The following is a 17517-nucleotide window of genomic DNA, read 5'->3' on the forward strand; positions in this document are numbered from 1 at the left end:
GGAAGCACAGCAATGTGTTGAGCTAACCAGTACTAATTGCCCGTGAGGCTTGACCATATAACACCCAAGGGGTTTGCTTAGGCAAACGCCGGGATTGCGACAGGATCGAGACATATCGGTCAGCATGATTCATATTGCGAGTCGCGAGGCCAAAAGCCTTGAGACTCAGGCATTGCAAGATGCCACCGTTTCGCCTGACGACCATAGCGAGCGTGAACCACCCGATCCCATGCCGAACTCGGAAGTGAAACCGCTTAGCGCCGATGGTAGTGTGGAGTTTCTCCATGTGAGAGTAGGTCATCGTCAGGCACTTATACCGAACCGCCCCTGCAGCCTTGCTGCAGGGGCGGTTCTCTTTGTGGTGAGAAAAGTTGCGCAAAGCAAGAGACGTACGCGCTTCGTGAGGCGTCTGCTGCGCCCATGACGACGGCCTGAGCGTTGTCACAGCCCCATCACGTACATGCACGCTTGTAGAAGGCAGCGGCGAGAGGCTAGACTCCCCAGCCTTCTGTATTGGAGATGATGATGCAACCTCAAGAACTGTTGCTGTATTGCCGCCCTGGCTTCGAGGCCGACCTGGCCTCAGAAGTCAGCGAGAAAGCGGCGTATATCGGCACGCCGGGTTATCCGATTGCGGCACGCGACAGTGGCTTCGTGCGTTATGTGGTGACGGGTGATGAGCCCGCCAACGCCCTGCATCGTGACATGCCGCTACAGGCATTGGTCTTCGCTCGTCAGACCCTGGTGGCACTGGAGCCGCTGGTCGGCATGTCGCGGGAGAATCGTGTCTCGCCGATTCTGCAGCAGGTGGTCGACGCCGGCTGGAGCTTCGAGGAGATCCGCCACGAGATGCCGGATACCAATGATGGCAAGGCACTGTCGGGGCTGGGCAAGGCTGTCGGTCGCCCGTTGGAGTCCGCGCTCAAGAAGCGGGGCGCCCTGCGCCGCAAGGCCGGTGGTCGGGCGTTGCATGTCTTCTGGACGGATGGCGATGAAGTCCAGCTGGGCATGAGCTTCCCGGGCAACCGCAGCGAATATGCCAATGGCATTCGTCACCTGCGTTCGCCGAGTCGTGCGCCCAGCCGCTCCACGCTCAAGCTGGAAGAGGCGTGGCACGAATTCGTGCCGCGCGATCAGTGGGAGCGTCGCATCGCCACTGGCATGCAGGCAGCGGATCTTGGTGCCGCCCCGGGTGGCTGGACCTTCCAGCTGGTCGAGAAGGGCATGTTCGTGTTCGCGATCGACAATGGTCCGATGAACAAGGACCTGATGGCGACAGGACAGGTCGAGCATCTCAAGGAAGATGGCTTCACCTGGGAGCCGCCGCTGCGCCTGGATTGGCTGGTCTGCGATATCGTCGACAAGCCGATTCGTGTGACCGAGATGGTCGAGCGCTGGCTGAAGAAGCGCTGGTGCAACGAGGCCGTCTTCAACCTCAAGCTGCCGATGAAGCAGCGCTGGAAGGAAGTCTCTCGCTGCCTCGACTATCTGGCCGCCAGTCTCGAGCGCTCCAACGTCGGTGCCGAGATTCGCTGTCGTCATCTGTATCACGACCGTGAAGAGGTCACTGTGCACGTGCGCATCACGCACTGATTGGCTGTTGCTCAATCAGCATGCACGAGTGGCACATGGCCCATACAAGAACCCCACGGCCTGCCCAGGTCGTGGGGTTCTTGTATGGGGCGCCTGATGACTTCGCTCGCCGGAGAGGCGCGCTCAAGTATGCTCCAGCAGGATTATCCGCTCCGGTTGGGATAGCATGGGCGCCAGGCGCGCCATCATGCGATCTCTGGCCGGACTGACCGACCATTCCTGCCACGCTCGCGCATCGCGCCATGAGGTGATCAGGATGCGGTGACCCGCGCGGCCGGTTTCCATCAGGTTCTCGCCCGAGATGAAGCCCGGGACATGCGTGGCCTCGCGTACGACTTCACGCGAGGCCTGTTCGTAATCCTGTTCCAGTCCCGGCATGATATGCCGTTCGATCAGAACCTTGATCATGCCTGTCTCCCCTTTTTTGTACGTGCCGCCAGCCAGGGCGGCAGGATTGTCAGGAGTCTTCGATGACCGATATCACATTGCCCGAGGCCGATGCCGAGCTGGAAACCAGTGGCCTGTATTGCCCGGAACCCATCATGATGCTGCACAACAAGGTGCGTGAGCTTGCCTCGGGTGACCTGTTGCGGGTAGTGGCGACCGACCCTGCCACCACCCGTGATGTGCCCAAGTTCTGCGCCTTTCTCGGCCACACCCTGGAACTGAGCCACGAGACGCCGGAACAGTTCCTGTATTACATCCGCATCAGTTGAGCGCCATCCGCAGCCGCTGAGTCGTTGGCCATGACTGGTCCTCAGGCTTCGCGGTCATGGACCTCGACGCAGACCTGGTCGCTCTCGCCGGTCATCATCAGCGCGAGAGCCTCCAGCGTCGCCGGGTCCTGCTCGCGAATCTGATTGGCGATGGCGCGCTGGAAGAAATAGACCACATCATGCCGGCTGCGCCCCGGGTACAGGCAGTCGTCGCCGGCCAGCACGGGTGTCTGGGTGACGCGAGCCTCATCGACCAGCAAGGCCTCGATGTTGCCATCGCTGTAGAGACGCCAGCCGAAGACCTGCTTGAGCTGCCACTGTGTCTCGCCGTTGGTCATGCACAGCGCATGGGTACCCAGCGTGTCCGGCAGTTGCTGCAGCAGCGTCGTCTTGTCCGAGACTTCATAGTCGTAATAGGCCGCGGCATGTTCGAGCTCGAACACCTTGTGGTCAGGCGCCAGCATGAAGACTTCGTCGGTTTCCGGGTCGCGATAGCCGACGAAATGCCCCTGCTGGGGGTCTTCCAGCTCGTGGCAGGGCATCAGCCCCTCCATCCACGGCACCATGCCGACGACTTCACCATCCTCGCGCAGCCCCCAGGCCAGTACCGGAATGCTGTAATAGCTGTCCGGATCGCTGTCGAGCTGATAGAGCATTTCCAACCCGTCGTGTTCCGGCGCCAGCCGGAGAATACGACGTCGTGCACGCATCCTGTCACGCATGACACTCAGGTCGATGACCTTGGCGGAGCGGGGGGAAGATACTGGTACGCCCATGACGAACCCTCCTCAGCAGCTTGTCGATCGTCCTCGGCGTGTGCTGGTGCGTTCTCTCGCTTCTGCCATGTGTGTCGTCAGCGAGAGAGCACTGCCTTGAATAACCATTAGCACAGCCAGAGCCTTGACGGTAACCCCTCCTTGGACGAAATGACCGTCTATCAGCTTTTTCGTGTTTAAACGCAAAAGCCCCGCGTCACCCTGTCGGGTGTCGCGGGGCTTGCTCATCAAGGCGTTTCAGGCAGCTGTCAGCCCAGCATCCGGGCCGAGCTTCCTGTTGAGATGCAGGCTGAGACGCAGGCGCTATCTGCCAGGCATCACTGGCTCGCCAATGCCTCGTCACGCACGCCACGGCGCGCGATGATCCACAGGCGCCAGCCAAGCAGCAGCGCCGCCACGGTCAGGCCGGCCACCATGCCGATCCAGTAGCCATAGACGCCCATCTGCTCGATGGGCCAGGGCGAGATCGGAAAGGCCTCACTGCCGACACCCAGCAGGTGTCCGCCTCCCAGCCCGACCACCCAGTAGGCGAACATGGTGATCAGCATGATGATGCGCGTGTCCTTGAAGCCGCGCAGTGCGCCTGCCATCGCGACCTGCAGGGAATCCGAGACCTGATAGAGCATCGCCAGGGTGATCAGCGACATGGCCAGGGCCTGGACCTTGAGGTTGCTGGTGTAGAGCGCCACGGCCGGCTCGGCCAGTACCCAGATCACAATGTCATTCACCAGCGCCACCACCAGCGAGAAGGCCACGCCATTCCAGGCCACGAAACGTGCTTCGCGCATGTCGCCGCGGCCGATGGTGTGGCCGACGCGCACGGTCAGGGCCATCGCCATCGACAGCGGCAGCATGAACAGCAGCGAGGTGAAGTTGAGCGCGACCTGGTGGGCCGCGACCTTGATCTCGCCGAAGCTGGCCACGAACAGGGCGATGACCGTGAACAGAGTGACCTCGAAGAAGATCGCGATCCCGATCGGCAGGCCGACCTTGAGCAGTTCGCCCATCTGCTTGAACTGGGGGGCGCTGGGCTGGCACCACAGCGCCACGGCGCGATACGCGCTGCTGTAACGCGTGTAGGCGAACATGCTCAGGCACATGATCCACATCGCAAGGCCGGTGGCGATACCGCAGCCGGCGGCGCCCATGGCCGGAATGTCGCCCAACAGTCCCGGCAAGGTGATCCCCAGCAGGTCATCCACGCCCGCAGACCCGTAGATCAGCACGTAATTGAGCGGGATGTTCGATATCAGGCCGATCAGGCTGATGATCAGTGCTGGGCGGGTATGGTTCATGCCGTCCGAGTAGGCGCGCAGGACCTGATAGAAGGCGGCACCCGGCATGCCCCAGGCGATGGCCATCAGATAGAGGGTCGCCTGCTCGGCCACGGCCTCAGGCACCTCCATCAGGGTGAAGATCGGCGCGGCCAGATACCACAGCGCAAGCCCGGACAGGCTGCCGAGCACCAGCGAGATCCACAGCGATTGATGCACGTTGCCACGCACCTCACCGCTGCGATTGCCCCCCATCAATTGCGCGACCACCGGCGTCAGACCCATCAGGGTGCCCGCCATCAGCAGCAGCAGGGGCACCCACAGGCTTGAGCCCACCGACACGGCTGCCAGGTCCGTGGCCGAGGAGCGTCCCGTCATCAACACGTCCACGGCACTCATGCCTGCCTGAGCCAGCTGCGCGCCACAGATCGGCAGCGCCAGGGTCAGCAGGCGTGAGGTTTCCGCTCTGACGCGGGGAATCAGTGGCGGAGGCGGAGAACCGGGGGCCGTCTGAGGCTTGGAGGGGGTGGATGAATCGGCGGGGGGCACGGCAGGCTCCTGCTAGTAATCGAGAATCATTCTTGCTTGGCGCGCCATCCTAGCAGATAAGCAGGTTTCATGAACGCAAGCTGATGAATTATCACGGCTGTAAGCGACACTGTCAGCTGAAATGACGCGCTATACGCTAGCCACGTACAATGAGCCATCCGACAGAGCAGGTTTTCCTGCCGCCATCGAATGCCCACACACTGCCAGCGCTTGCCGAGAATTGCCGTGTCGTCCCATGAGTCCCTACCTGCCGTCCTTTCCTCTGATTCCGCCTGCGGGAGTCCCCGTCGTGCGCATGACCTCGCCACCTTGATGGCATTGTTTGACGGTCTGTTCGGCGACACCTTCAACACCTTGCTGCGCTGTGATCCCGAGGAGCCGCTCTATCTTCCGGCCGGCATGCAGGGGGAAGGCAGGCATGTGCCGGAATCAGAGCTTGGCTATCACCGCATCTATCTGGCACGTGGCTTCTTTTCCAGCGCGCTGCATGAGATTAGCCATTGGTGCATCGCGGGCGCCAGACGGCGGCTCGAGGAAGATTACGGCTACTGGTATGCACCGGATGGCCGCGACGCCGAGCAGCAGCGTGCCTTCGAGAGTGTCGAGGTCGCGCCGCAAGCGCTGGAGCTGCTGTTCCACCGGGCGGTGGGCAAGCCGTTTCATGTCAGCGTCGACAATCTTGAGCTGGAGGTGGATCGAGACGCCTTCGCGCAACGTGTGATGCAGCGCGCCGCCGATGTCGAGCAGCGCGGCCTGCCCGCCCGCGCCGCTGCCTTCCGCCACGCACTCGCCGGTGTCTGGCAGCAGGGGATGCCGCTTGAGCAGGCCATCGCCCATGCCAGGCCCCTGTTGCCTGCGGTGGGGGAGGACGGCCGACTGGCGTGATGCCTTACCTGTGCATGCCAGGCGGTAGTGATGTCGCCCGCTGGGCTTGCCTCACGGAACTCGCCTCCCTGAGCGGGATTGCATTATCTGCAAATCAGCGTTGCACTCACGTTGCAGGTGTCAGGGCTTTGTGATTAGAATGATTCGCATTGACACAATGGTTCCGCTTTTACTGGCCTGCAGGTCTGCTCATGGCAGTCCTCGTCAGGACAGGACACCTTGAACAGGGGTATTCGATGACTGCTGTATCCATGATTTCTGCATCCTCCGCTCGCAAGCTGTTGTTGAGTGCGCTGGTCGGCGTGACGGCTGTCACGGCCATGCCGGCGCAAGCCCAGGAAGAGGTGAACGTCTACTCCTATCGTCAGGCCTATCTGATCGAGCCGTTCCTCAAGGAGTTCACCGAGGAGACCGGCGTCAAGGTCAACGTGGTATTCGCCAAGCAGGGTCTGGCCGAGCGTCTCAAGCGTGAGGGTCGCAACACGCCGGCTGACGTCCTGCTGACGGTGGATATCGGTCGCCTGCAGGAGCTGGTCGACGAAGAGCTGGTCAAGAGCGTCAATGACGACGTCATCGAAGCCAACCTGCCCGAGCAGTATCACGGTCCTGACAACCAGTGGTTCGGTATCACCACCCGTGCCCGCGTGCTCTACACCAGCGTCGAGCGTCTTGAGGCCGGTCAGGTCGCAAGCTATGACGACCTGGCGGACCCGAGCCTCAAGGGCCGTGTCTGTTCGCGTGCCGGGGATCACCCCTACAACGTGGCATTGATCGCCTCGCGTATCGCCCACAACGGCGAGGAAGCGACCCGCGAATGGCTGGAAGGCTTCAAGGACAACCTGGCGCGCAAGCCGCAGGGCGGGGACCGCGATCAGATCAAGGCGATTCGTGACAACGTCTGTGACGTGGCCATCGGTAACAGCTACTACTACGGCAAGATGCTCGACAATGACGAGCAGCGTCCGTGGGCCGAGAAGGCACGCATCGAGTTCCCGGACCAGAACGGTGTCGGCACGCACATGAACATCTCCGGCATGGCGATGACCAAGTACGCGCCGCACGAAGAGAATGCGCTCAAGCTGATGCGCTTCTTGACCGAGAAGACCGCCCAGCACATGTATGCCGAGGTCAATTTCGAGTACCCGGCCAACCCGGCTGCCGAAAGCTCGGAGCTGCTGACGTCCTGGGGCGAGTTCAAGCAGGATGACCTCTCGCTGACCGAGGTCGCCAAATACCGCAAGCGTGCTGCTCAGATGGTCAATGAAGTCGGCTTCAACCAGTAACGGCACTCACCGCTGGCGTAAGCTATCGGGTGGGATGTCATGAACGAAGAGGGGCTGTCGCGATGCGACAGCCCCTCTTCGTTTGAGTGAACAATGTAAAATAGACGCAATTGCAGTTGGCAGGTCAGTGAGGAAGAACAGATGACGCAAGGCAAGCGGCTGTTGGCAAAGCGAGGTGCGAGCCTTGAAGAGGAAGCCTGCACGGCAACCAGCGCGACGGAGCTCGCCCTGGAGCGCGCGACTCACAGCACGTCAGGCGCCGAAGACACGGCGATAAGACGTCGTCAGCGGCGTCTGGGCACGCACATGGGGTGGTTCGCGACGGCCTGGGGGGTCGCCGCGCTGGTGGTGATGCCGGTGCTGGCCGTCATCTGGCTGGCGTTGTTCGGCGATGATGGCAGTGATCAGGCCGGTGACGGCATCTGGCCGCACCTCGTCTCCACCGTGCTGCCTGACTACGTCATGACGAGTCTGGCGCTGGTGGCCGGCGTGGCGGTGCTCAGTGGCAGCATGGGCGTGGTGTCGGCGTGGCTGACCACCATGTATCAGTTCCCGCTGCGGCGCACCTTCGAGTGGTCGTTGCTGCTGCCGTTCGCGATTCCCGCCAACGTCATCGCCTACATCTACACCGATGTCTTCGAGTATGCCGGGCCCTTCCAGGGCGCGCTGCGTGCGCTGTTCGGCTGGGACTCGCCGCAGGATTACTACTTCCCCGAGATACGCAGTCTGGGCGGCGCCATCCTGATGCTGTCGCTGGTGCTGTTTCCGTATGTCTTCATGCTGGCGCGCTCGGCGTTTCTCGATCAATCACCGTCACTGCGCGATGCCAGCCGCACCCTGGGCTGCAATGGCTGGCAGAGCTTCTGGCGCGTGGCGCTGCCCAGTGCACGCCCGGCGATCGCCGTCGGTCTGGCGCTGGCGATGATGGAGGCGCTCAATGACTTCGGCACCGTCGATTACTTCGCGGTGCGTTCGCTGACCGCCGGCATCTTCAATGTGTGGCTCAACATGGGCAGCCTGCGCGGTGCGGCCCAGATCGCGCTGTGTCTGATGATCTTCGTGGTCACGCTGATCTGGCTGGAACGACATGCCCGGCGCCGGCAGCGTCAGTTCGGCAAGGGCGATCGCTATCGTCGCTATCGTCGCCCGACCCTGCATGGCTGGCGCGCCGGGCTGGCGACACTGGCCTGCCTGCTGCCGCTGCTGTTCGGCTTCCTGTTGCCGGTGGGGCTGCTGACGCGGCATGCCATTCGCTACTTCGAGGAGTCGTGGACACCGGACTTCGCCGGTTACGCGCTCAATAGCCTGATGCTGTCGGTCAGCGCTGCCGTGTTGACGCTGATCATCGGGGTGCTGCTGGCCTACGCCAAGCGGCTGGATCGCACCGCCAGCGTACAGCAGGCGCTCAAGCTCTCGAGTCTCGGTTATGCCATGCCGGGCGCCGTGCTGGGGCTGGGCGTGCTGGTGCCGCTGTCGGGTTTCGACAACGCGCTGGACAGCTTCCTGCGCGCCAACTTCGGGTTCTCCAGCGGTCTGCTGCTGACGGGGACGATGGGCGCGATCATCATCGCCTACGTGGTGCGCTTCCTCGCCATCGCCGCGGGTTCCATCGAATCGAGCCTCGACAAGGTCACGCCCTCGATGGACATGGCGGCGCGCTCACTGGGTGAGAACACCTTCTCGACACTGCGCCGGGTGCACCTGCCCTTGATCCGTCCCGGCTTGCTGACCGCGGCGCTGGTGGTGTTCGTCGATGCCATGAAGGAGCTGCCGGCCACCTTGCTGCTGCGGCCCTTCAACTTCGACACGCTCGCCACTCACGTCTATCAGTACGCTTCGGATGAAATGCTCGAGCAGGCGGCGTTGCCGGCGCTGGTGATCGTGGTGGTCGGCATCCTGCCGGTGATCGTGATCTCGCGCACCATCGTGGCCTCGCGCAGCGAGTCATGATGAAGACAGCGTCGGCATCAGCTTATTGCCATATGAGAGTTGTTCCTCGTGTGGAGATCGCCTAGGGTGCAGCGCTCGACACTGACAGGACAACGCCGGAGATGGTTCGCACGATGCTCAAGCCTTACGTAGCCAAGATGCGTGGTGGCCCCCTGAAGCGGGGCAGGCCGCATGTTGCCGATGCCCTGTGGTCATGGCTCGGGGCCTTTCTGGGCATGGCGCTGATCGGCTGGCTGTCCTCGCACTACCTGGCGGTCAGCTCGCTGTTGCTGGTGGGGTCCTTCGGCGCGACCTCGGTGCTGCTCTACGGCGCGCCGCACAGTCCGCTGGCTCAGCCGCGCAATGTGCTGGGCGGCAACATGCTGTCGGCACTGGTCGGTGTCGCCTGCTATCACTGGCTGGGCGATGGCTGGCTGGCAGCGGCCATGGCGGTCTCGGTGGCACTGCTGGTCATGCAGTTGACGCACACCCTGCACCCGCCGGGCGGCGCCACGGCCTTGATCGCGGTGATCGGCGGTCAGCCGCTGCACGAGCTGGGCTACTGGTACGCCCTGTTGCCGGTGGGGCTTGGCTGCTTGGCGATGCTGGTGCTGGCGGTGTTGATCAACAATCTGGCGCGTCATCGCCGCTATCCGCTGCACTGGCATTGAACCCATCGGATGCACGCTTCTGCAGGCGACGGCGGAAGATGGTAGACTGGGCCATCGCCTGACGCGAGCGACTGGCAGCAGCCGGATGAGGTCCCTCTGACCGACTCTTTCTTCTCTGCGCCTGATACGCCTCGCTCCCTCTCCCGGCACGTGCCCGGCCAGGCGCCATTCCTTAATGATCGACCAGCACGTGGCCGGTCAGCCGAAGAGATATTGATGACTGAGACTACTGCCAATTCCGTCCCGGCGTTTGCCTCCCTGGGGCTGTCCGCTCCTGTCCTGAAAGCGATCGCCGAGATGGGCTATTCCACGCCGTCTCCCGTCCAGGCAGGTGCGATTCCTGCCGTGCTGGAAGGCCGTGATGTGATGGCTGCCGCGCGCACCGGTACCGGCAAGACCGCCGGTTTCGCCCTGCCGCTGGTCGAGCGCCTCTCGCAGAGCGCTCCCGCGGGTGCCCGCAAGATCAAGGCCTTGATCGTCACGCCTACGCGTGAACTGGCCGCGCAGATCGACGAGAACGTCACTGCCTATTCCCGTCACCTGAAGCTGCGCAATGCCGTGGTATTCGGTGGCGTGAAGATCAACCCGCAGATCAGCCGCCTGTCCTCTGGCGTCGAGATCCTGACCGCCACGCCGGGCCGCCTGCTGGACCTGCACTCCCAGAAGGCCATCGATTTCTCCGATCTCGAGACGCTGGTGCTGGATGAAGCGGACCGCATGCTGGACATGGGCTTCATCCACGACATCCGTCGTCTGCTCAAGCTGCTGCCGACCAAGCGTCAGACGCTGCTGTTCTCCGCGACCTTCTCCGATGAGATTCGCGGCATGGCCAACAAGCTGCTGAATGACCCGGTGGCGGTGGAAGCCAGCCCGCGCAACACCACGGCCGAGAAGGTCGAGCAGCATATCCACACCGTGGAGAAGAGCCACAAGCCTTCGCTGCTCAAGCACCTGATCATCAAGGAAAACTGGCACCAGGTGCTGGTCTTCACCCGTACCAAGCACGGTGCCAACCGTCTGGCGACCAAGCTCGAGAAGTCCGGCATCAGTGCCGCGGCGATTCACGGCAACAAGAGCCAGAATGCGCGTACCAAGGCACTGGCCGGCTTCAAGAACGGCGAAGTGCGCGTGCTGGTCGCGACGGACATCGCGGCGCGTGGTCTGGATATCGAGCAGCTGCCGCAGGTCGTCAACTACGAACTGCCCAACGTGCCGGAAGACTACGTGCACCGCATCGGACGTACCGGCCGTGCCGGCGCCAGTGGGCGTGCCATCTCGCTGGTCTCCAGCGATGAGCGCAAGGAACTCGGCGGCATCGAGCGTCTGCTCAAGGGCAAGCTCAAGCGCGTCGAAGTGGAAGGTTTCGTGCCGGAAATCGATGTCGAACCGGAACGTGAGCCGCGTCAGCCGCGTGGTGGCCAGCGTTCTGGCGGCCAGCGTACTGGCAGCAAGCCTGCCGGTGAAGGCCGTGGCAATGGCGGCCAGCGTTCTGGCGGCCAGCGTTCGGGCGGCCAGCGCTCTGAAGGCCAGCGTTCTAGCGGCCAGCGCACTGGCGGCAAGCCTGCCGGTGAAGGTCGTGGCAATGGCGGCCAGCGCTCTGGTGGCGCGCGTTCGGGCGGCCAGCGCTCTGAAGGTCATCGCACTGGCGGTCAGCCTCAGCAGACCGCGCGTGTCGATGATGACAACCGCGGCAACCGTGCACCGGTGCAGCGTGAAGTCGATGGCAATCGCGTCGCGCCGCAACCGGAGGTAAACGGCAACCGTGCGCCGAACGCGCCGAGCAATGATGAGCGTCCGCGTCGCCGCTCACGTGGTGGTCGCAACCGCTCCAGCGGTGGCAACGGTGGTGGCCGCTCCAACGGCTGAGCCGCGCCGTAGAGGCCAAGGCTTGAACACAAACGCCCCGACAACCTTGCGGTTGTCGGGGCGTTTGTGTGTCAGGAGCAGGAGCGTCTGATCAGACGTCTTCTTCCCAGTCGATCTCGTAATCCGGGCCAGTGCCCTGGATGTCTTGCTCGCCACGCACGCCATCACCGCGCAGGCGGGTATGGATGGCCAGCATCACCAGCACCTCGTTGTCCGGGCGGAAGGGCTGCAAACCCTGTTCGAACAGCATGTTGTTGCGCTCGCGCGCCCAGTCACCCGGGGCAAGCTCAGGGTAGAGGCCTTCCGCCGGCGCGAACTCGATGAAGGGGTCCATGTTGTAGGCGTCGAACAGGCGGGCCAGTGCCTGCTCATCATCCATGACGCCAGTGGTATAGAGCGTGGTCTGGTAGTAGTCCTGCTCCAGCTCCTTGAGCACATCGAGGGGGCTGACGCCGAAGCTGCGCAGGTCGTCCAGGCTGTAGTCGCCCAGCTCCAGCATCTCGCCATCCAGCCATTCGTCATCCGGCTGGATCAGCACATGCTTCATCTGGCCATCGGGCAGCGCCCAGGCGATGGCCAGCGGCAGACTGGAGTCCTCGCCGGTCTCGACGGCGATGAAGGCGGGGAAGTCCCCTGTTTCGGGTTCATATTCGTGCATGGTGATGTCCAGAGCAGGGAAGCGTGCAGGGAAAGTCGTTGATGCCGATCACAGGCGGAAGAAGCGTGTGGCAGTGGCGGTGGTGGCCTCTGCGAGTTCTTCCATGTCGATACCGCGCAGCGCCGCGACCTCCGCCATGATCCACACCAGCAGTGAGGGTTCATGACGGCGCCCCTTGAGCTTGGCGGGCAGATTGCGCGGTACCAGATAGGGGCAATCGGTTTCCAGCATCAGGCGTTCGAGGGGAATCTCGCGGCACAGGCTGCGCAGGTGTTCGCCTCGGCGCTCATCACAAAGCCAGCCGGTCAGACCGATGTGCAGGTCGAGATCGAGATAGCCGTAGAGCGTCTCGCGCTCACCGGTGAAACAGTGCACGACGGCGTGACTGATATCGTCGCGCCAGTGCTTGAGCATCTCGAGCATCTGGCGACCGGCGTCACGTTCATGCAGAAACAGTGGCAGGCCTGTCTCGGCGGCCAGCGTCAGCTGCGCTTCGAACGCCCGGGCCTGTTCGGCGGGCGTCGAGAAGTTGCGATTGAAGTCGAGACCACATTCCCCCACCGCGACGACCTCCGGCTGCGCCAGTAGCTCCCGGATGCCGCGTTCGACGCCGTCGTTCCACTGGCTGGCATCATGTGGATGCACGCCGGCGGTGGAAGAAAGGCCACGATAGCGTGCCGCCAGCGCCTGGGCCTCACGCGAGCCATCCAGGCTGGTGCCGGTCAGGATCTGCTGGCTGACGCCCGCCGCGCGTGCTCGCAGCAAGGTGCCCTCGATGTCGCGCGCGTAGCTCTCATGCGTCAGGTTGACGCCGATATCGACCAGTGCCGAGGGGCTGGCGAAACGCAGCTCCGGTGCCAGCAGCGTCAGCGCGGCCGCGATATCGGCCTCGCCGAGTTCAAGGTCGTCACACAAGGCGGCAAGCGTCTCGTCGGACAGCCGCTCGCTATCATAGTAGGGCAGGGAGGCAGGATCGGCATGCGGGGGAAGCGCGGACATCGGACACCCTTGGGATCGCGGGGAGGGAGAAGACACGTGACAGCGCAAGGCCGGCCAACAGCCCGTCGGCCTGGCACTCGATAGCGCTGCATGACAGGCGGGCCTTGGCAGTGCAGGGCACGTGACGTGATTTCAAGCGGTCGGCCATTCTACCCAAGGCGCCGGCGTCTTTCAGCCCTTGCGGCGTCTTCCATCGCCTGCACGCTGCGCCTCGGGTAGAATGGCAGCATTCTCCGGCGCGCGTCGCTGGCGGCGGCCTGTCCGCCTGACTCCCACTTCCTCCGTGGCCTTCCCGGCCGTGGACCCGTCACGAGTTGCTGCTGCACATGGCATTGTTACGACTGGAAAATCTTCAGCTGGCCTATGGCCATCACGTCTTGCTCAACGGGGCGGACCTTGTCGTCGAGCGCGGCGAGCGTCTGGCGCTCGTCGGCCGCAACGGCACCGGCAAGTCGACCCTGCTCAAGCTGATCACCGGCGAATTCCAGGCCGATGCCGGTGAGCTGTGGAAGGCACCGGGCCTCAAGATCGGTGTGCTCTCGCAGGACCTGCCGGCCGCCGAAGGACGCACCATCTTCGATATCGTCGCTGAAGGCCTGCCGAAGGCGGGCGCGCTGCTGGCGGAGTACCATCACCTGATCAGCGATCCCGAGCCGGACCTCAAGCGTCTCGAGCACGTGCAGGTCGCGCTGGAAAGCGTCGATGGCTGGCAGTTCCAGCAGCGTATCGATACCGTGCTGACCCGCCTGGGCCTGCCGGAAGACACCATGATGGAAGACCTGTCCGGCGGCTGGCGTCGTCGTGTCGCGCTGGCGCGTGCGCTGGTCTCCGACCCGGACCTGCTGCTGCTCGATGAGCCGACCAACCATCTGGATCTCGATACCATCGCCTGGCTGGAAGAGCAGGTCGCGGCCTTCTCCGGCGCCGTGCTGTTCATCACCCACGACAGGGCCTTCCTGAAGCGCCTCGCGACCCAGATTCTGGAGCTGGACCGTGGCCGTCTCGGGCGTTACCCGGGCGATTACGCGGCCTACCAGGCCCAGAAGCAGCACGAGATGGATGTCGAGGCCAAGGAGAACTCCGAGTTCGACAAGAAACTGGCCCAGGAAGAGACCTGGATCCGCCAGGGAGTCAAGGCGCGTCGTACCCGCAATGAAGGCCGTGTGCGTGAACTGGAGAAGATGCGTGCCGAGCGTGGCCAGCGGCGTGAAGTGCAGGGCCGTGCGCGTATCGCCGTCGACTCCGCCGAGCGCAGCGGCAAGCGGGTCGTGGAGCTGGAGAACGTCAGCTATCGCTACGACGAGGCGCAGGAGCAGTGGGTCATCCGTGACTTGAGCGTCGAGATCCAGCGCGGCGACAAGGTCGGCCTGCTCGGGCGCAACGGCGCGGGCAAGACCACGCTGCTGCACATTCTGCTCGGTCAGCTGGAAGCCAGCGAAGGCAAGCGCATCGAAGGCACCAAGCTGCAGATCGCCTACTTCGATCAGCTGCGCAAGGGCCTCGACATGGAAGCCACCGTCTACGACAACGTGGCGCGCGGCAGCGACCGTGTCACGGTCGGCGGGCGTGACATGCACGTGATGAGCTACCTGCAGAACTTCCTGTTCACGCCGGACCGCGCGCGTCAGCCGGTACGTTCCCTGTCAGGGGGCGAGTCCAACCGCCTGCTGCTGGCGCGTCTGTTCACCATGCCGGCCAACGTGCTGGTGCTCGATGAGCCGACCAACGACCTGGATGTCGAGACGCTGGAGCTGCTCGAGGAGCTGTTGCTCGACTTCGACGGTACCGTGCTGCTGGTTTCCCATGACCGTGCCTTCATGGACAACGTGGTCACCAACATCCTCGCCTTCGAGGGCGACGGGGTCGTCAAGCCGTATGTCGGGGGTTACAGCGACTGGATACGTCAGGGCGGGCATCTGCCGCCGGCGCCGTGGGAAGTCGAGCGTGAGCGCGAGGAAAAGCACCGTCGTGATGCCCAGGCAGAAGACGAGCGCCGCAAGCGTGAGGCCGCCCAGGCGCAGCAGGCCAACAAGAAGGTCAAGCTGCCCTACAAGTTCCAGCGCGAGCTGGACCTGATTCCGGCGACCATCGAGAAGCTGGAAGCGGAGATCGCGACGCTGGAAGCCGAGATCGCGGCACCGGAGTTCTACACCGGGGATGCCAAGGCGGTGAAGAACACGCTGGAGAAGCTCAGCCACAAGCAGCAGGTGCTGGAAGAGACGATGGAACGCTGGATGGAACTTGAAGCCATGCAGGAAGGCTGAAGCCGCAAGTGACGGTCTTGAGCACGTACGGTCTTGAGCACGTACGGTCATGAGTGACGATGCTTGATGAGCGTGCGGTGCAGAAAGCCCGTCAGCTGAACACACAAGAGGGCTGCCCATGGGCAGCCCTCTTGTCGTCCTTCACATGTCATTGACGTGAGGTGTCGTCTGGCATGAGGTGTCGTCTAGCCGGCCGCCATCATTCCTCGCTGTCATCCGCGCCGACGCGCACCGCCAGCACGTCGCACTGGGCGCCGTGCAGGACACCCGTGGAGGTGGAGCCCAGCAGCAGCGCAAAGCCATGTCGACCATGCGAGCCGACCACGATCAGATCCACGTCGTGTTCGGCCGCGAAGCGATGAATCTCGCTGTCCGGCATGCCGACCACCACGTACTGGTCTTCGGCGGCGATATCATGAGGGGAGGCGATCTCGCCAAGCCGTTCACGGGCGTGGGAATCCAGCTGGTCCTGGATGCTGGTCAGGTCCATCGGAATATCACCGCCATAGGCAAAACCCAGCGGTTCCAGCGTATGGATGATGGAAATCTTGGCGCCGTTGCGCTTGGCGATCGGCAGTGCCCGCTCCAGCACCAGATGGGAATCCTTGGTCAGGTCGACAGCGACCAGTACATGCTTGTATTCGTTGCTCATCCTGAGGTCCTCCCGCAGAGGTTGGCCATTCGAGTGGCGTCGTGCACCTGCTTCCATGCTAGGCTTGCCGCCCCCTTTAACACAATGACTTACATCAACGTAATGGCAGTGCGTGATACGCAACACTGCGGGGCTGCATAGCCTATCCTGCGCTTTCACGCCACGTCCTGCTTGATGAAACCCTTGAATAGACAACCGTTGGATAGACGATGACGACTGCGCTGATCATCATTTTTGTCGTGCTGGCGATGCTGTCGCCGCTGACCTGGCTACGCCCCAGCAAACGCGAGACGCGCACTTCACTGGTCCGCAAGGCGGTGATCGCCGATGGCATGCGGGTGGACCTCAATGCGCCGGCGCTTTCTGACGCGCCCAAGGGCATCGTCGGTTACCGCCGCCCCTGGCCGACCGAGCGCGATGTCACGCCCTTCATTCTGGTGCAGGATGAATGGGCCAGTGATGCCCTGCGTGAGGCGGTGCCGGGCTATCGCTGGCGCGAGGAGAGTCGCCTGGCGGATGACCCTGATGTTGCCGCGGCCTTGCTGCGCTTCACGCGCACGCTGCCGGAGGATGCCCTGATGCTGGAGTCGTCGCTCTCCGGTCTGACGCTGTGGTGGGGCGAGAGTCTGGATGTGGAGAGCTGCCACGACTGGCGGCGCGAATTCGAGGCCTTGCATGCGCTGTTGATCGACAAGGCGCCTATTTCGCACAAGCGTCGACCGCTGGTGGGCACCGAGCCGAAGATGCCGGACGCCTGACACGCGCAGCCTTCCTGCCCGCAGAAAAAAGCCCCCATCGAGTCACTCGATGGGGGCTTTTTCATGTTCCGCTTGCGCTCATGTCCTGCTGGCGCGGCCGGCCATTTCCGGTCGGCGTGTAGGCTCAGGCGCTCTCCGGCACCTTCTCGGAGATTTCCAGGCCATTGCGCTCCATGACGCGCAGGCATTCACAGAATTGATCGACCTGCGCTTCGCTCAGGCCCTCGAGCATCTCGATGCGAGTCTGCTCGGCGATGGCATCGATCTTCTCGATCAGTGGCAGCGCCTTGCGGGTCAGGAAGATGCGCTTGGTGCGGCGGTCTTCCTCACAGGCACGGCGCTCGACCAGGCCTTGTTCGGTCAGTTGGTCCAGGGTGCGAACCAGCGACGGGGCTTCGATACCGATGGAGCGAGCCAGATCACATTGGGGCTGACCATCGCCCATGCGCCACAGGTGTACCAGCGTCATCCAGCGAGTCTGGGTCAGCCCTAGTGGGGACAGTCGCTGGTCCAGAATGGCGCGCCACAGGCGCGGCAGGCGGGAAAGCTTGAGTCCGATATCTTCATGCATGGATAGGTCGTCCGCTGAGTGCAAATGTGAAGGGGCTTTTGTCATTGGCGCGCGTCCAGTATCACTCAAACCT

16 protein-coding genes and 1 rRNA gene are annotated in these 17517 nt (G+C 63.2%); 10 read left to right on the forward strand and 7 right to left on the reverse strand.

Annotated elements, in window-relative coordinates:
• Positions 1 to 193 precede the first annotated feature (193 nt).
• Both rrf and rlmM read left to right on the forward strand, forming a co-directional pair.
• A 5S ribosomal RNA gene (rrf, locus tag QD356_RS00005) occupies positions 194 to 309 on the forward strand.
• Positions 310 to 519: 210 nt separating this feature from the next.
• Positions 520 to 1593, forward strand: coding sequence for a 23S rRNA (cytidine(2498)-2'-O)-methyltransferase RlmM (gene rlmM / locus QD356_RS00010; RefSeq protein ID WP_043335379.1), 1074 nt, complete (start codon positions 520 to 522; stop codon positions 1591 to 1593).
• A 123-nt stretch (positions 1594 to 1716) separates the two neighbouring features.
• Here the strand turns inward: rlmM and QD356_RS00015 are convergent, their stop codons facing one another.
• Complete coding sequence (locus tag QD356_RS00015) at positions 1717 to 2001, reverse strand: antibiotic biosynthesis monooxygenase (RefSeq protein ID WP_043335322.1); 285 nt, start codon at positions 1999 to 2001, stop codon at positions 1717 to 1719.
• A gap of 62 nt (positions 2002 to 2063) precedes the next feature.
• Between QD356_RS00015 and tusA the strand changes: the two genes are divergently transcribed.
• Positions 2064 to 2309 (forward strand): sulfurtransferase TusA, encoded by a 246-nt coding sequence (gene tusA / locus QD356_RS00020; protein WP_054555155.1) that lies wholly within the window; start codon positions 2064 to 2066, stop codon positions 2307 to 2309.
• Positions 2310 to 2350: 41 nt separating this feature from the next.
• Here tusA and QD356_RS00025 read toward each other — a convergent pair whose 3' ends face one another.
• Both QD356_RS00025 and QD356_RS00030 read right to left on the reverse strand, forming a co-directional pair.
• Positions 2351 to 3085 carry a hypothetical protein gene (locus tag QD356_RS00025; RefSeq protein ID WP_052384769.1) on the reverse strand — a complete coding sequence of 245 codons (735 nt, stop codon included), beginning with the start codon at positions 3083 to 3085 and terminating at the stop codon, positions 2351 to 2353.
• 317 nt (positions 3086 to 3402) lie between these two features.
• A complete protein-coding gene (locus QD356_RS00030) occupies positions 3403 to 4842 on the reverse strand; it encodes an MATE family efflux transporter (protein WP_225996480.1) in 1440 nt (479 codons plus the stop codon).
• Positions 4843 to 5220: 378 nt separating this feature from the next.
• Here QD356_RS00030 and QD356_RS00035 point away from each other — a divergent pair, with 378 nt between their 5' ends.
• The 5 genes from QD356_RS00035 to QD356_RS00055 all read left to right on the forward strand — a co-directional run bounded on the left by QD356_RS00035 (position 5221) and on the right by QD356_RS00055 (position 11542).
• Entirely contained in the window at positions 5221 to 5793 is a 573-nt protein-coding gene (locus tag QD356_RS00035; protein WP_107335481.1) for an elongation factor P hydroxylase, read from the forward strand.
• Between the two features lie 236 nt (positions 5794 to 6029).
• A complete protein-coding gene (locus tag QD356_RS00040; RefSeq protein WP_225347558.1) occupies positions 6030 to 7076 on the forward strand; it encodes a Fe(3+) ABC transporter substrate-binding protein in 1047 nt (348 codons plus the stop codon).
• Between the two features lie 141 nt (positions 7077 to 7217).
• Positions 7218 to 9026 carry an iron ABC transporter permease gene (locus tag QD356_RS00045; protein WP_225996458.1) on the forward strand — a complete coding sequence of 603 codons (1809 nt, stop codon included), beginning with the start codon at positions 7218 to 7220 and terminating at the stop codon, positions 9024 to 9026.
• Between the two features lie 113 nt (positions 9027 to 9139).
• On the forward strand, positions 9140 to 9676 hold the full coding sequence (locus QD356_RS00050; RefSeq protein WP_043335366.1) for an HPP family protein: 537 nt from the start codon (positions 9140 to 9142) through the stop codon (positions 9674 to 9676).
• Positions 9677 to 9892: 216 nt separating this feature from the next.
• The gene (locus tag QD356_RS00055; protein WP_192838297.1) at positions 9893 to 11542 is read left to right on the forward strand and encodes a DEAD/DEAH box helicase; all 1650 of its coding nucleotides are present in this window, start codon (positions 9893 to 9895) and stop codon (positions 11540 to 11542) included.
• A gap of 91 nt (positions 11543 to 11633) precedes the next feature.
• Here QD356_RS00055 and QD356_RS00060 read toward each other — a convergent pair whose 3' ends face one another.
• Both QD356_RS00060 and QD356_RS00065 read right to left on the reverse strand, forming a co-directional pair.
• Positions 11634 to 12200 (reverse strand): hypothetical protein, encoded by a 567-nt coding sequence (locus tag QD356_RS00060; protein WP_225347560.1) that lies wholly within the window; start codon positions 12198 to 12200, stop codon positions 11634 to 11636.
• Positions 12201 to 12248: 48 nt separating this feature from the next.
• Positions 12249 to 13199: a TatD family hydrolase gene (locus QD356_RS00065; RefSeq protein WP_192838298.1), complete on the reverse strand. Its 951-nt coding sequence runs from the start codon at positions 13197 to 13199 to the stop codon at positions 12249 to 12251.
• A 326-nt stretch (positions 13200 to 13525) separates the two neighbouring features.
• Here QD356_RS00065 and QD356_RS00070 point away from each other — a divergent pair, with 326 nt between their 5' ends.
• Positions 13526 to 15463, forward strand: coding sequence for an ATP-binding cassette domain-containing protein (locus tag QD356_RS00070; RefSeq protein ID WP_043335312.1), 1938 nt, complete (start codon positions 13526 to 13528; stop codon positions 15461 to 15463).
• Positions 15464 to 15662: 199 nt separating this feature from the next.
• On the opposite strand, the gene QD356_RS00075 is transcribed toward QD356_RS00070, so the two are convergent.
• Positions 15663 to 16115, reverse strand: coding sequence for a universal stress protein (locus QD356_RS00075; protein WP_043335309.1), 453 nt, complete (start codon positions 16113 to 16115; stop codon positions 15663 to 15665).
• Positions 16116 to 16324: 209 nt separating this feature from the next.
• Here QD356_RS00075 and QD356_RS00080 point away from each other — a divergent pair, with 209 nt between their 5' ends.
• Entirely contained in the window at positions 16325 to 16873 is a 549-nt protein-coding gene (locus QD356_RS00080; protein WP_192838299.1) for a preprotein translocase subunit YajC, read from the forward strand.
• Between the two features lie 124 nt (positions 16874 to 16997).
• Here the strand turns inward: QD356_RS00080 and slyA are convergent, their stop codons facing one another.
• Positions 16998 to 17444 carry a transcriptional regulator SlyA gene (slyA, locus tag QD356_RS00085; protein ID WP_043335305.1) on the reverse strand — a complete coding sequence of 149 codons (447 nt, stop codon included), beginning with the start codon at positions 17442 to 17444 and terminating at the stop codon, positions 16998 to 17000.
• Between the last annotated feature and the right edge of the window lie 73 nt (positions 17445 to 17517).

This window comes from Cobetia sp. 2AS (genome assembly GCF_029846355.1).
In the GTDB taxonomy this organism is placed as follows: Bacteria; Pseudomonadota; Gammaproteobacteria; order Pseudomonadales; family Halomonadaceae; genus Cobetia; species Cobetia amphilecti.